The organism is Aliivibrio sp. S3MY1 (genome assembly GCF_028765575.1).
In the GTDB taxonomy this organism is placed as follows: domain Bacteria; phylum Pseudomonadota; class Gammaproteobacteria; order Enterobacterales; family Vibrionaceae; genus Aliivibrio.
Genome location: NZ_JARACO010000007.1, coordinates 102,508 through 117,522 on the forward strand (window position 1 = coordinate 102,508; position 15,015 = coordinate 117,522).

A 15,015-nucleotide genomic window follows, 5' to 3' on the forward strand; every position below is an offset into this window, starting at 1 on the left:
ATTAACACATACGAACTGCGTAACGTTTTAGCAAATTTGGAACATCAAGGATCAATGCAATATGTCCATCAGAGGTGATAGTCGCACCGGCCATTCCTGGCGTACCTTGCAGCAATTCATCAAGAGGTTTAATGACCACTTCTTCTTGTCCAATCAGTGTATCTACAACAAAACCAACTCGTTGTGCTCCTAATTGAATAATAACCACATGGCCTAGTCCTTTACGCTCTGTTTGATTAGAACCCTTAACTAACCAATCTTGCAAGAAGAACAATGGAATCGATTTTTCACGGACAATCGTCGTTAACTGACCATCAACTATGTTTGTTTTCGATAAATCAAGATGGAAAATCTCGTTTACACTAGCTAAAGGTAATGCGAATGGTTGATTCGCAACACCTACCATTAAAGTAGGAAGTATTGCTAGTGTTAGTGGCACTTTAATTACAATCTTTGTGCCTTCACCCATGCTTGAATCAATATCAATAGATCCGTTTAGTTGGTTGATTGCAGTTTTAACTACATCCATACCTACACCACGACCTGAGATGTCTGAAATTTCAGTCTTCGTCGAGAAACCAGGGGCAAATATTAAGTTGTAACACTCTTTATTGGTTAATCGAGATGCTGCATCTGTATCCATTAAACCGCGAGTTACTGCAATACTACGAAGTTTATCAGCATCCATACCGCCACCATCATCAATGATGCTTAGTAAGATGTGATCCCCTTCTTGGGATGCAGATAAAATCACTTTACCAGTACGAGCTTTACCTAATTTCTCACGAGCTTCTGGCATTTCAATACCGTGATCCACAGAGTTACGAACTAAGTGAATCAATGGATCTGCAAGCGCTTCAACGAGGTTTTTATCTAAATCTGTTTCTTCACCGCGCATTTCTAGCACGATGTCTTTCTTTAACGTTCGAGCTAAATCACGAACAACTCGTGGGAATCGACCAAATACTTTCTTAATCGGTTGCATACGTGTTTTCATTACTGCGCCTTGTAGATCGGCAGTAACTACATCAAGATTTGAAACCGCTTTTGACATTTCTTCGTCATTGCTATTCAAACCTAAACTAACTAAACGGTTACGAACAAGAACTAACTCACCCACCATATTCATGATGTTATCAAGCGTTGATGTATCAACACGAACCGTGCTTTCCGCTTGAGACTTAGACTGTGGTTTAGCAGGTGTTTTTGCTACCGGTTTTACTTCCGGAGCTGGAGCTTGAGTTCTTGTTGCTACAGGAGTCGTTGGAGCTATTGCTGCCGCAGGTTTTACTGCTTGATCAAGTTCTTCATCTGTTGGCCCTTTACCTGAACCATGCAGTTGATCTAACAGTTTTTCAAACTCGTCATCACTCATAAGATCAGCATCACCAGCTAATACTTCATCAACAGATTGAGTATTAGCCGTTGGCGTTACTGGTGTTGGTGCTGTCGTTGCATTGGTTGGACTTTTACCCGAACCATGAAGCTCATCAAGTAGACGCTCAAATTCATCATCAGTAATGTCTCCATCCGCTGCAATTGCCGCAGTTGCTGGTGCTGGAGTTACTGGTACTGGAGTAGAAGAAGTACTTGATGGAGCTGCACCTTTGCCGTGCAATTCATCTAGTAGTTTTTCAAATTCATCTTCAATAATATCATCTACCGAATCATGAATATTACTTTCAACAACAGGCTCTTGAGGAATAACAGCATCAACAACTGGAAGCTCAACGTCTACTGTTGCAGCCGCTATTTCATCTTCGGTTGCAGGCTTGCTTAAATGATGAAGCAGATCCAATAATCGTTGTTCTGCTGGTTCTACTTTTTCACCATTTTGAACTGCGCTGAACATTACGTTTACGCTATCAAGAGTTTCTAAAATGGTATCCATTAGTTCAGAAGTAACTTTACGCTTACCCGTTCTAAGAATATCAAACACATTTTCAGCACCATGACAGGCATCAACAAGTTCTGTTAATGAAAGGAAGCCAGCGCCACCTTTTACAGTATGAAAACCACGGAAAATAGCATTTAATAAATCAGAATCATCAGGACGTTGTTCTAATTCAACTAATTGTTCAGAAAGTAGCTCAAGAATTTCTCCTGCTTCAATTAAGAAATCTTGCAGGATGTCTTCATCCATTTCAAAGCTCATAATATTCCTCTAAAATCCTAGACTGGCTAATAGGTCATCAACGTCATCTTGAGATGCAACCGCATCTTCACGTTCATGTGGGTTTAAAATAGGACCTTCAGCTTGAGAAGGTTTATTAAGTTCGTCTTGTTCACCAAGTCGCTCTTCTACTTTAAACAAAGTCAAAATATCAACCAATCGGTCTTCAACTTCTTGAACTAACGTAATTACTCGTTTAATAATTTGACCGGTAAGGTCTTGAAAATCTTGTGCCATCAGGATGTTAGTCAGCTCATTGCGTAGCTCTGAGCTATTCCCTTCAACTTGAGTAAGTAGACCATCAATGTTGTGACATAACGCTTTGAATTGAGTAAGCTCAATTCTGCCTTTCATTAAGCTGTTCCATTGAGGACGTACTTGAAGTAGCCCTTCATGCAACTCGTCAGCAATAGGAAATGAACGGTCAACAGCATCCATTGTTTTATTGGCTGCTATTTCAGTCTTATCAATCACATATTGCAAACGATCACGTGCATCTGGGATCTCATCATTAGCAATCGCAACAACTCGGTGATCAAGCTTAAAATTCTTTAATGACTCATGAAGATCACGAGTTAAAGAACCAATCTCTTGAAGCATCAGAGGTCCACTAGCAAGCGCTAATGAAGCAACGATTTGATCCGCTTCTTCTTGCTTGCCTGCTTCTAATAAAGCAACAAGCTCCTTGGCATCAGTTAATGAAATCATCTTATTGGTTAATCCTTACCGAGCAACATTGACTTATAAACGTTCAAAAATCTTGTCTAATTTTTCTTTCAATGTTGCGGCTGTAAATGGTTTAACAATATAACCATTTACACCAGCTTGAGCCGCTTCAATGATTTGTTCGCGTTTCGCTTCAGCGGTGATCATTAATACAGGTAAATGCTTCAATTCGTCATCGGCACGAATTGTTTTTAGCAAGTCGATCCCTTGCATCCCTGGCATGTTCCAATCTGTTACTACAAAATCGAAACCACCTTTTTTAAGCAGTGGCAATGCTGTTAAACCATCATCCGCTTCTTGGGTGTTGTTAAAACCTAAGTCACGTAATAAGTTTTTTACAATACGACGCATTGTTGAGAAATCATCAACAATAAGGATCTTCATGTTTTTATTCAAAATCGCCTCCAGTGAGGGCAAAGTAACGGGATTTAATTATTCTACTGTCCAAGTTGATAACTTGGCCCGTAGTCGTTGCATTGATTGGCTATGTATTTGGCTAACACGAGATTCGCTTACACCAATAACGGCACCAATTTCTTTTAGGTTTAACTCTTCATCGTAGTAAAGGGATAAAACCAAAGCTTCTCTTTCTGGGAGGGTTTTAATCGCCTCCACAAGAGCCAGTCTAAAATGTTCGTCGGCAACACCTTGAAATGGAATATTATCGTCGGTTTGTTCTTCTGTTACTATTACATCATCAGAAACACCTAAATCTTCCATGCCGACCAGTTTACCGCAATTTACATCATTCAGTATCTGATAATACTCATCTAAGGGTAATTCTAAATACTCGGCTATCTCTTTATCGGTCGGTTCACGAGAAAGTTTAGCTTCAAGAGCTTTAATTGCTGCATTTACCATTCTACTATTTTTATGAACAGAGCGAGGAACCCAGTCTCCACGTCGAATTTCATCCAACATTGAACCACGAATTCGGATACCGGCGTAAGTTTCAAAACTTGCGCCCTTGCTACCATCATAATTTTTCTGGGCTTCCAACAGACCGATCATGCCAGACTGAATAAGATCATCAACCAATACACTCGCAGGTAATCTAGCCATTAAATGGTGGGCAATACGTTTCACTAAATCAGAATATCGTTCTAAAAATGCTTTCTGACTGTTTACATTGCCTTTATGATCGTATGTTAAGCCATCAGACATAATCGTCCTCTACTTCACTTGATTTTTCATTTCGTAATAATTTCTCTACGAAGAATTCCAAATGACCACTTGGAACCTTTGGTACTGGCCAAGTAACCACTTTATTTGCTAACGACTTCATCGCTAGTGCTGCTGGAGAACGTGGGTAAGCATCTACAACAACCTTTTGTTTTCTAACAGATAAGCGTACTTTCTCATCAAGAGGAATACAAGCAACAAGTTCCATGTTTGCAGACAAGAATCGATCGGTCACTAACGTTAATTTAGCAAACAATTCTCTACCTTCTCGATAGCTTCTCACCATGTTCGCCACAATTTTAAATCGCTGAACATTATGCTCTCGACTTAGCAATTTGATCAGTGCATACGCATCAGTAATTGATGTCGGTTCATCACAAACAACAACAAGTACATCTTGAGCTGCACGTGAAAAGCTTGTTACCATATCAGATATACCAGCCGCTGTATCTATTAACAAGATATCAATCTCATCTTCTAGGCTACTAAAAGCTCGAATAAGTCCTGCATGCTGCGTTGGTGTTAACTCTGCCATCGATTTTGAGCCTGAAGTGGCAGGAATTAATTTAACTCCATATGGCCCTTCAACGATAATATCTTGTAACTCACACTCACCATCAAGCACATGACCGAGGTTTTTATGTGCTCGTACTCCAAGCATAATATCAATATTTGCTAAACCAAGATCACCATCGAGTACCATCACTTTCTTTCCTTGCTGAGCAAGTGACAATGCTAAATTCAATGTTACGTTTGTTTTACCTACACCGCCTTTACCACCTGTTACAGCAACCACTTTGGTCAACGTAGGTTTCGTCAGTCGTCGTAATCCACTAGCCTGATCGTATATATTATTATCAATCATAAGTTGTTTGCCTCTGGCGTGTCACTATTCCAGAAATGAGGGTCCTTTTCCGTCGTCTTTTCTAGTAATTCATTTGCTTTTGCTACTAAGTATTTTGGCTGTGCAAGTACAATATCTTCAGGCACACGCTGTCCATTCGCAATATAGGCAATAGGCAATCCGTTTTCAATGGTTACACTAATTAGCTCACCTAAACTTAGTGATTCATCAATTTTACTTAAAATGCATCCCGATAATGGAATACGTTTAAAATGGTCTATCGTTTCTTGTAAAACACGTCGCTGCGCTGTCGCAGGCATAACTAAATAGCTACTGATATTTGAGCCGCTGTGTTCCATTAAAGTGTCTAGCTGCTCAGTCAATCGAACATCTCGTTGACCCATTCCTGCGGTATCAACAAGAATCAGTCGGCGATTGCGCAGTTGATGTAATACTGCCGCTAATTCATCAGCATCCTTTGCGATACGTACTGGGCACCCCATAATACGACCATAAATAGCTAACTGCTCTTGAGCTCCGATTCTGAAAGTATCTGTTGTGACTAGCGCGACTTGGTCTGAACCATATTCCATTGCAGCTCTTGCTGCTAGTTTTGCAATTGTCGTTGTCTTACCAACACCTGTTGGCCCTAGTAACGCAACAATACCTCCACGCGATAAGGTATCAACTTTAGCGGTTGGGATCTGCTCTGCAAGTAATTTAAGCAAAGCTGACCACGCATCTTTAGGCACGGTATCTTCTGGAATATAACACGCAAGCTGGTCGGCAAGCTCTGCTGATAGACCCATTTTCTCTAAACGTTTGATCAACATCGCACGTAATGGTTCACGTCTTTCAACTTCTTGCCACATTAAACCAGAAACTTGATGCTCTAATAAACGACGAATAGACGACATTTCTGAACGCATGTTTTCTAAATCTTCATTAGTGTCATGCTTAGAGCGGCGGCCTTTCTCATAACGAGAAGGGTCTAATTTAGGTTGTAATGGCGTATTTTTTTGTCCAATGGGATCATCTGAAATAAGGTGCGCTAAATTTGGGTTATTTTGAATCGCACGAGTCATTCCTGATGTATCTAATTTAGACGTTTGTGGTTTTACTGATGAATAAGATTCTGTCGGCTTATTTTGAAATTTAGACTGACGCTTTAGCAGCGCTGCTAAACTGTCTTCTTCTCGATCTGCGTATTTAGGCTCAGATACATTGGACTCTGAATTTGAACCATATTGTTTGATCATATTTGCAAAACGACGTGTCATTGACCCTTTGCCTACACTCACTTTATCCTCTTCAATACGTCGAGGGGTTTGTGTTGATAACGATCCTTTATCTACACTAGGATCAATCGCTGCAACGATCTCAATACCGCCAGTTACTTTTTTATTTGACATAATGACAGCATCGACACCAAGCTCTTCTTTTACTTGAACCAGAGCAGAACGCATGTCTTTTGCAAAAAATCGTTTAATTTTCAATATCGTATTCCTGCGCTAAATAAGTCGACACAATTAGTTACCAACGGCTTGAACTATTCTTATTTGCTTCTCATCTGGAATTTCTTGATAAGAAAGTACACGTAAATTCGGAATAGTATTTTTAACAAACTTCGCTAGCGTTGAACGTAATACCCCTGAAGTCAATAAGACTGCAGCTTCCCCTTTTAACTCTTGCTCTTGAGTCGCAAGTGTTAAAGACGTTTGTAAACGCTCAGCTAATCCAGGCTCAATACCAGCACTTTCACCGCCTGATGCCTGCATAGTTTGATGCAATATTTGTTCCAACTCAGGAATCAAGGTTATGACTGGCATTTCTGCTTCTATACCATTGATTTCTTGCACAATTAGTCGTTTTAATGAAATTCGAACAGCCGCTGTCAAAATGTCAGGTTCTTGACTTTTTGGCGCATACTCCGACAACGTTTGGACAATGGTTCGAATATCACGAACTGGAATCGCTTCATTTAATAAGTTTTGAAGTACTTTAACCACTGCCCCTAATGGTAATTGGTCTGGAACTAAGCCTTCTACCAGCTTAGGTGAGCTTTGTGAAAGTAGCTCTAACAGATTCTGAACTTCTTCATGACCAAGTAATTGCGCTGCATTGTTTGTCAGTAATTGGCTTAAGTGTGTTGCAAGTACGGTTGCTGCATCAACAACTGTATAACCAAGTGCTTGTGCGTGCTCTCGTTGTTCACCATTAATCCATACGGCTTCTAAACCAAAAGCAGGATCAAACGTTGGTTCCCCTTCAATCGACCCATAAACTTGTCCTGGGTTAATCGCAAGCTCTTTATCTGGACGAATTTCAGCTTCACCACCAGCGACCCCCATTAATGTAATTCGGTATACATTTGGTGGTAATTCTAAATTATCACGAATATGTACCGCAGGAACCAAAAAGCCAAAATCTTGTGATAGTTTCTTACGTACCCCTTTCACGCGATCAAGTAACTCACCGCCTTGTTCTTTGTCTACCATTGGAATTAAGCGATAACCCACTTCAAGTCCGATAACATCAACGGGTTGAACATCATCCCACGACAGCTCTTTTGGTTGTGATGATGATATCTCCATTGGTACTGCGGCTTTTTTATCATCACCCTCTTTTTCTTTCTGCTTATTCAGATAATACGCCCAAGCCCCCGTCATTATCGCAAGTAGGATAAATGGGAAATGGGGCATCCCAGGCACAATACCCATCACAAACATAATAGCGGCGGTCACCATTAGTGCTTTTGGATTATCGACAAGTTGGAATACTAATTGTTCCCCCATATCTTCATCTGTATTTTGACGAGTTACCATGATCGCCGCACCGATAGACAATAGTAACGATGGGATTTGAGCAACTAGGCCATCACCAATGGTTAGCAAGGTATAGATTTGGATTGCTTCACCAAAGCTGAGATTAAACTGACTCATACCGATGGCAAGACCACCAATAATGTTAATAAATAGAATAAGGATACCTGCAATTGCATCCCCTTTTACGAATTTAGACGCACCATCCATCGAACCGTAAAAATCGGCTTCTTTTGTTACTTCAAAGCGACGTGTTCGTGCTTGATCTTGATCGATTAATCCAGCATTCAAATCCGCATCAATCGCCATTTGTTTACCAGGCAATGCATCCAAGGTAAAACGCGCACTTACTTCAGCGATACGTCCTGCACCTTTGGTTACAACCATAAAGTTAATAATCATCAAGATAATAAATACGATTAAACCCACCGCATAGTTACCACCAATAACAACACTACCAAATGCATCGATGACATTACCTGCTGCTCCCGGTCCTTCATGACCATGCAGTAATACTACACGTGTTGAAGCAACGTTTAGGGCTAAACGTAGTAATGTTGATACCAAAAGAATGGTTGGAAATGCAGCAAAATCAAGGGGTCTACGCGAATAAATAGTGACCAATAAAACAACCATTGCCAAAGCAATATTAAAGGTAAACATCAGATCGAGTAAGAATGCAGGTATTGGTAAGATCACCATCGCTAAAGTAGATAACACCAATATTGGCGCACCTATTGGTGGTAAACGTTTACCTTGTAGGGCAGATAACTTATTTGGGAGTGGCATTTGAAATTTCATTAATTCCGCTTCTTATACTCGATTCTACTGTCAGTGTACCAACAATAAATAACTAATCACATGAACTCGGTCCTATAAAGCAAGTTTCGAGCCAAATTAATGTCACTTTTTTGGCTTTGTATTATCACTTTTCTGACAGATATAACAGTACTCAAAAAGCTAAAATTAAGCACTTAATTTTTAAGGAAAAATATCAATCTAGATTGAATATTACCGTGTCATTTGTATAATTATATTAATTATTTCTTTACCTGGTAGTAGCATGGCTGATGTATCTCTTAGTACGAATCAAAATGTACTAAATAAAATGGATATCGGCGGTAGGGTCATTATCGAAGTGACGTGTCCAAATGGGCAATCAGCTCAAGCAAATTCAATATTAGTTGGTTTTAAAAAAGGCCAATATATATTTATTGATTATCCTGCCTCTCCCTCATTAGAGTTCAACAAGATCTACTTAGAAGGAGCAGAAGTTACTTTTAGGGCGGTAACTAATACGACACATCGAGATGTTATTGCATTTAGAACCCAAATCCACTCTGTGATTTACCGTCCTATGGAGATGATTTGCCTTCATGCACCAAGCAGCATCTCTATGAGACAGATCCGAACTCATCAACGACTTGATACAGAGTTTTCATGTAACTTAACGGTAGGAAGTCATCATCTGACAGGTCGAATAGTCGACTTTTCTGCTGGCGGGTGTGCTGTTTCACTGCCTGCAAAACTCAACGCTAATAATCTTATTAATCAAAAGATTACAATCTCAATTGAGCTTGAAGGGGTAGAACCAATCTCGGTAAAAGGAGAGATAAAAAATGTCGAAGCAAAGGAAAATCAATCAAAACTAGGAGTCATGTTTGAGCTAAATAGCCTTTGTGAATCCGAGTTACAAACCCTTCATCACCAATGCATTCTTAAAAACTGGTCGGTATAAAAAGAAAGAGCACTATTTCTTGAGTTCATCAGGAATAGTTAGCGTGTTTTCATCAAGTTCAGGTCGTGTTCCGCCCCTCTTCTTGTATTGCTTCATCTGAAATATATACGCTAAAATTTGTGCTACTGCAGCAAATAACCCATCAGGGATTTGCTGCTCGATTTCTGTCGAGTGATAAAGTGCGCGAGCAAGCGGTGGCGCAGGTAAGATATCAATATTATGCTCACGAGCGATTTCTCGGATCTTCATTGCGATATGATCTACCCCTTTTGCAACCACAATTGGTGCTGAGTCTTTATTTTGATCGTAGCGTAGTGCTACAGAGTAATGCTCAGGGTTGGTTACAATAACGTCAGCTGATGGGACATCCGCCATCATTCTACGCTGTGTCATTTCTCGTTGAAGCATACGAATACGCCCTTTTACTTCCGGCTTACCCTCTGTTTCTTTATATTCGTCTTTAATTTCTTGTTTAGTCATCTTCAATTGATTGGCGTGTTGCCAAATTTGAAATGGAATATCAATCGCTACCACTATCAGTAATGTACAGCTGATCAATAAGATAAAGTTTAATAGAATATCCAAAGAGTGAAAAATATTGGCTGGATAAGTATCTAGACTTAACTGAAAAAGGTCCGCTTTGCTTTTATCTATCAAATAAAACGCGGTTCCCCCGACTAAAGATACTTTTAATATCGACTTTAAAAGTTCAACCCAACTTTGCATGCCAAACATGCGTTTAATACCAGACATTGGGTTCATTTTTGACGGTTTTGGCATCGCAGCTTCTGCTGAAAAATTGATCCCACCAAGCCCTGCTGCTCCAAGTAAAGCAGCGACAAATAGAGTAATAAGAATTAAGAAAACAGGAAACACGAGTGCAATCAAGGCACCACCAACAATTTCTAATAATTTATTGGTGTCATAAATCTCTTCTCGTGAAATAGAAAAGAAACGTTCCATTATAGAAAATAAGGCTTGGGCTACATCTTCACCAAACCACATTAATGCCACTGAACCGCATACCAATACGGATACAGATGCTAACTCTTTCGATCTTGCAACCTGCCCTTTGTCTTTGGCCTGTTGCAAGCGTTTGGCCGTGGCGTCTTCCGTGCGTTCTTGGCCGTCACTTTCAGCCATAGCTGACCTCCATACTCTTAATTATAGCCATTAACAGTCTAGCCTTATCATGCTACATATTTGCGCTTCCGCACGACCCCAGTGCAAATCATAGTGAGTAAATAAACCAAGAATGATATACGAGGTCAGTAATAAACCGACTAATAATGCAAAAGCAAAACCTAATGAAAAGATATTTAGTTGCGGCGCGGCACGCGTCATTACACCAAAGGATAAGTTAACCGTTAATAGGGCAATAATAGCAGATAAAGACATACTGAGGCCTGCCTTCATCATGATCCCAAGCCAACTAGCCAGAGATTGATAATCTACACTTGTTAATTTTCCAGCACCCACCGGTAACGTAGTAAAACTTATCACTGCAAAGTTAATCATTTTTAAGTGTCCATCGGTTCCTAAGAAAAATAGAATCGATAAAAACATGAATAACTGGCCTAATAGCGGTGTATTCTGACCATTCGCAGGGTCAACCATGGAAGCAAAGCCTAAGCTCGATTGCATACCAATGATTTGACCTAGTAACACAAAGGTTTGAGTAACAAAAACGGTTACCATTCCCATAGCAACACCAATGATAATCTGCTCTGCTGTAGTCATAAAACCTTGAAATGACATTAGCTTAATTTCTGGAGGCATTGCCGGGATCATCGGCATCACGACAAAAGTGATACTTAACCCTAAATAGAGCCGAATTCTAGGCGAGACAAATCGAGCCCCAAATACCGACATCACCATTAGCATGGCTGAAATGCGTGTATAAGGCCAAAAATAGGTCGCAATAAAATCTAATACTATTTGAGTTGGGTATTCCATAATGTCAATTCATGGGGATTAATAAAGTATTGTCGGCATTCGAGCGATAATTTCATAAAAATATTCCATCAGCATTCGTGTCATCCAATGACCAAATACCATCAATGCTAATAGCGTCACAATCAAACGAGGTAAAAAGCTTAACGTTTGTTCATTGATAGAAGTTGCGGCTTGAAAAACTGCAACCACTAAACCAATCAATAGACTTGGTATGATAATGGCACACACCATGATAAGTACCATGTAGAGTGCACCACGAAATATCTCAATCGCCATTTCAGGGGTCATATTCGTGCTCCTACGTACTAAAACTGCCAGCAAGTGTTGAAAGTATTAAATTCCAACCATCAACCAATACAAATAACATCAACTTAAATGGCAATGAAACGATCATTGGTGAAAGCATCATCATACCCATCGCCATCAAAACAGATGCCACTACCAAGTCAATAATGAGAAAAGGTAGGAAAAGCATAAAGCCAATCTGGAATGCTGTTTTTAATTCAGAGGTAATGAACGCGGGAATAACCACTGTAATCGGTACGTCTTCTGGGCTTTCAACTTCCACTCCAGACATATTTACAAAAGTTTCCAAGTCTTTCACTCGCGTTTGCGCCAGCATAAATTCTTTCATTGGGATTTGAGCACTATCAAACGCTTCTCGAGCGGTAATATCCTCATTGATATAAGGCTGAATTGCCGTTTCGTTCACCTTATCAAACACGGGAGCCATGATAAAAAAGGTTAAAAACATCGCAATACCAATAATCACTTGGTTTGAAGGCGTTTGTTGTAAACCCATGGCTTGTCGTAATATCGACATTACTACAACAATACGAGTAAATGAGGTCATCAATATAACCATTGCAGGCAAAAAGCCCAACATGGTCATTAATGCCAGTATTTGAAGGTTTATTGAATAATCTTCACCACCACTGGCATTACTTGTCATAGAAAACGCAGGGATACCACCACCAGAGCTGCTGCCTTGAGAAATGGTTTTAGCCGCTCCTGAATCTTTTTCCATCGCCGTCACAGTCATGCTTTCGCCACTGGCTGCGGTCGCTGGGATTGCGCTTGCTAAATCATCGACCGCCCACGCAGAAGATGCCATGAATAAGAGTGAAAAAACCGCCAAAGTGGCGGCAATTAAATTAGTTTTTAGCATCTTTTTTCATCAATTGGCTTAGTTGTGCAGAGAATGGGGCTAATTTGCTCTCGCTGGTTTCTAGCGGTTTTTCAAGCTTACTCAGCATAGTGATATTTTGAGAAGTAATACCAATTAAAAATTGCTCTTCTCCTACTTGAACCACAGCAACCCGCTCTTTAGTTCCTACCGGCAGTTGTTTAACAATACTCATCGCACTGCCAGAACCACCAGCAACACCAGGTACTCTCATTCGCTTTAATAACCATGCAAAAAATAAAATTAATGCGATGACAAAAACAAGTGAACCTAAAGTAGCGGCTAAATCTACATTAGCTGAACCTGCGGCAAATAAAGGAAAGGGCATCAATGCCAATAACCATAGCTGTTTCATACCCTTCCTTTTATTTTATATTGCTTAATTAGCGTAGTTTTTTAATGCGCTCAGTTTGGCTGATCACGTCAGTTAAACGAATACCAAACTTGTCATTTACGACAACCACTTCACCATGAGCGATAAGTGTACCATTAACCATAACATCGAGTGATTCACCAGCGATACGGTCAAGTTCAACCACTGAACCTTGGTTAAGTTGTAATAAGTTACGAATACTAATATGCGAACGCCCTACTTCCATTGAGATAGTCACTGGAATATCTAAAATAGTATCAAGCTTACGACGTTCATCTTCATTGAACGATGGTTCTTTCGCCTCTAAATCATCCAAAGGTGCTGTTACTGCCTGAGCTTCAGCACTTTCACTTAGTGTAGCTGCCCATTCGTCAGCCATCTGTTGTTCATTTGAATCCATGATCCATTACCTTCTCTGTTTCTTATTCGTCGTTATCTAGATCAAATAATACGTCTTTACCTAAGAAAGCTAAATCCGTCTTCACCATATCTGGACGTTTAATTTTTTCAGTGATCTGTACTGCTAATTTGTCATTAGATTTTCCAACTTTACCGCGGTAAGTTGGTAACTCCTCTACAAATATTGTCGCAGCTTCAGGCATTTCAACCGGAATAATATCACCTGCTTCTAAATCCATTAGATCGCGCAATGAAATTTTGCTTTCTAATAAATTAACTTTCATTTCAACTGGAATATCCATGATCTCGTCACGAAGTGCTTTACTCCAACGAACATCTGTGTCCATCTTGTCACTTTGAACACCGGCATCAAGTAATTCACGAATCGGTTCAACCATTGAGTATGGGAAGACAATGTGGAAATCACCACCGCCGCCATCAACTTCAATATGGAATGAACTCACAACAATCACTTCTGTTGGGCTCACTATATTCGCCATGGTTGGGTTAACTTCTGAGTCTAAATACTCAAATTCAACCCCCATAACTGGTGACCATGCTTCTTTATAATCTTCGAAGATTACTTTTAATAGCAGCTGAATAATTCGACGCTCTGTTGGCGTAAATTCTCTACCTTCAATCTTTGCGTGGAAGCGTCCGTCACCACCGAAGAAGTTTTCAACCAAAATAAAAACTAAACGCGCTTCCATTGTAACTAAAGCCGTTCCTTTTAATGGACGAAAACGCACCATGTTCAGACTGGTAGGTACATATAGTGTATTTTGATATTCACCAAACTTCACCATTGATACACCATTAATTGATACTTCAGCGGTTTTTCTTAGCATATTAAATAGACTAATACGCATATGGCGCGCAAAGCGTTCATTGATCAATTCCAGTGTCGGCATTCGACCACGAACGATTCGGTCTTGTGATGAGAAATCAAAGTTCTTCATTGAACCTATATTTTCATCACTACCGATAACTTCATCTTCAACGTCATCTACACCGTGGAGTAGAGCATCAATTTCATCTTGGGATAATAGATCTGTCACATTTAACCTATTGCATTACAAAGTCAGTAAATAATACTTTTTCTATTACAGGTTTCGCTGTAATTTTAGTAAAGGCATCTTGAATATCTAGTGTCGCCTGCTCACGTAGTTCTATTCGCCCACGAGGCTCTCTTAATTGCTCAACCGTCGCGGCAGCAAACGTTGATAGCAAAGCGCTTTCAACCAGAGGCGTGTGTTGCTGTGCAATGGCTTCATTATCAGTACCTCGCATCATCACTTGTACTTTCAATTGAACTAATCGATCACGTTTATCACCCGTGACATTAAAAATAAAAGGTTGAGGCAGGTTTAAATATAACGCCGGCATTTTCGCTTCTAATGCAGCAATATCTTTCTTTGTAGGCTCTGCTGCTGGCTCACCAGATAAAAAGAACCAAGCTGCTGCACCACCGCCACTTAGCAATAATACAATCAATGTGATGATAGTGATCATTTTCTTCTTATTTTTAGGCGTTTCACCTTGCTCTGCCATTGTACTTCCTCTTAGGTAAATCGTTAATTATTATTCTAAAATCATGGCCGATAATGGCGTAGCAT

At 40.0% G+C, this 15,015-nt stretch carries 16 protein-coding genes; 1 reads left to right on the forward strand and 15 read right to left on the reverse strand.

Annotation, left to right across the window (positions count from 1 at the left end; translation table 11 throughout):
- Position 1: 1 nt before the first annotated feature.
- The 7 genes from PVK62_RS06790 to flhA are packed head-to-tail and all read right to left on the reverse strand — an operon-like array spanning position 2 to position 8,548.
- Positions 2-2,155, reverse strand: a complete 2,154-nt coding sequence (locus tag PVK62_RS06790; RefSeq protein WP_274443547.1) for a chemotaxis protein CheA — start codon at positions 2,153-2,155, stop codon at positions 2-4.
- A 9-nt stretch (positions 2,156-2,164) separates the two neighbouring features.
- Complete coding sequence (locus tag PVK62_RS06795) at positions 2,165-2,881, reverse strand: protein phosphatase CheZ (protein ID WP_274443548.1); 717 nt, start codon at positions 2,879-2,881, stop codon at positions 2,165-2,167.
- A gap of 33 nt (positions 2,882-2,914) precedes the next feature.
- Positions 2,915-3,283, reverse strand: a complete 369-nt coding sequence (gene cheY / locus PVK62_RS06800; RefSeq protein ID WP_011262352.1) for a chemotaxis response regulator CheY — start codon at positions 3,281-3,283, stop codon at positions 2,915-2,917.
- A 48-nt stretch (positions 3,284-3,331) separates the two neighbouring features.
- Positions 3,332-4,063, reverse strand: a complete 732-nt coding sequence (locus PVK62_RS06805) for an RNA polymerase sigma factor FliA (RefSeq protein WP_274443549.1) — start codon at positions 4,061-4,063, stop codon at positions 3,332-3,334.
- Positions 4,056-4,946, reverse strand: coding sequence for a MinD/ParA family protein (locus PVK62_RS06810; RefSeq protein ID WP_274443550.1), 891 nt, complete (start codon positions 4,944-4,946; stop codon positions 4,056-4,058). The genes PVK62_RS06805 and PVK62_RS06810 overlap by 8 nt, the downstream gene beginning before the upstream one ends.
- A complete protein-coding gene (gene flhF, locus PVK62_RS06815) occupies positions 4,943-6,421 on the reverse strand; it encodes a flagellar biosynthesis protein FlhF (protein WP_274443551.1) in 1,479 nt (492 codons plus the stop codon). The genes PVK62_RS06810 and flhF overlap by 4 nt, the downstream gene beginning before the upstream one ends.
- A 33-nt stretch (positions 6,422-6,454) precedes the next feature.
- Positions 6,455-8,548, reverse strand: a complete 2,094-nt coding sequence (flhA, locus tag PVK62_RS06820; protein ID WP_274443552.1) for a flagellar biosynthesis protein FlhA — start codon at positions 8,546-8,548, stop codon at positions 6,455-6,457.
- Between the two features lie 262 nt (positions 8,549-8,810).
- Between flhA and PVK62_RS06825 the strand changes: the two genes are divergently transcribed.
- Positions 8,811-9,485: a flagellar brake protein gene (locus tag PVK62_RS06825; protein ID WP_274443553.1), complete on the forward strand. Its 675-nt coding sequence runs from the start codon at positions 8,811-8,813 to the stop codon at positions 9,483-9,485.
- 12 nt (positions 9,486-9,497) lie between these two features.
- Here PVK62_RS06825 and flhB read toward each other — a convergent pair whose 3' ends face one another.
- Genes flhB through fliL form a run of 8 tightly spaced genes read right to left on the reverse strand, consistent with a single transcriptional unit; the run spans position 9,498 to position 14,950 of the window.
- Positions 9,498-10,628, reverse strand: a complete 1,131-nt coding sequence (flhB, locus tag PVK62_RS06830) for a flagellar biosynthesis protein FlhB (RefSeq protein ID WP_274443554.1) — start codon at positions 10,626-10,628, stop codon at positions 9,498-9,500.
- Between the two features lie 30 nt (positions 10,629-10,658).
- Complete coding sequence (gene fliR / locus PVK62_RS06835; RefSeq protein ID WP_274443555.1) at positions 10,659-11,441, reverse strand: flagellar biosynthetic protein FliR; 783 nt, start codon at positions 11,439-11,441, stop codon at positions 10,659-10,661.
- A gap of 18 nt (positions 11,442-11,459) precedes the next feature.
- On the reverse strand, positions 11,460-11,729 hold the full coding sequence (gene fliQ / locus PVK62_RS06840; RefSeq protein ID WP_274443556.1) for a flagellar biosynthesis protein FliQ: 270 nt from the start codon (positions 11,727-11,729) through the stop codon (positions 11,460-11,462).
- A 10-nt stretch (positions 11,730-11,739) separates the two neighbouring features.
- Positions 11,740-12,609, reverse strand: coding sequence for a flagellar type III secretion system pore protein FliP (gene fliP / locus PVK62_RS06845; RefSeq protein WP_274443557.1), 870 nt, complete (start codon positions 12,607-12,609; stop codon positions 11,740-11,742).
- The gene (fliO, locus tag PVK62_RS06850; RefSeq protein WP_274443558.1) at positions 12,596-12,982 is read right to left on the reverse strand and encodes a flagellar biosynthetic protein FliO; all 387 of its coding nucleotides are present in this window, start codon (positions 12,980-12,982) and stop codon (positions 12,596-12,598) included. Before fliO ends, fliP begins: the two co-directional genes overlap by 14 nt.
- A 28-nt stretch (positions 12,983-13,010) precedes the next feature.
- The gene (fliN, locus tag PVK62_RS06855; RefSeq protein ID WP_443111763.1) at positions 13,011-13,400 is read right to left on the reverse strand and encodes a flagellar motor switch protein FliN; all 390 of its coding nucleotides are present in this window, start codon (positions 13,398-13,400) and stop codon (positions 13,011-13,013) included.
- A 22-nt stretch (positions 13,401-13,422) separates the two neighbouring features.
- On the reverse strand, positions 13,423-14,457 hold the full coding sequence (gene fliM / locus PVK62_RS06860) for a flagellar motor switch protein FliM (RefSeq protein WP_274443559.1): 1,035 nt from the start codon (positions 14,455-14,457) through the stop codon (positions 13,423-13,425).
- A gap of 7 nt (positions 14,458-14,464) precedes the next feature.
- Positions 14,465-14,950, reverse strand: coding sequence for a flagellar basal body-associated protein FliL (gene fliL / locus PVK62_RS06865; RefSeq protein ID WP_274443560.1), 486 nt, complete (start codon positions 14,948-14,950; stop codon positions 14,465-14,467).
- Positions 14,951-15,015 lie beyond the last annotated feature (65 nt).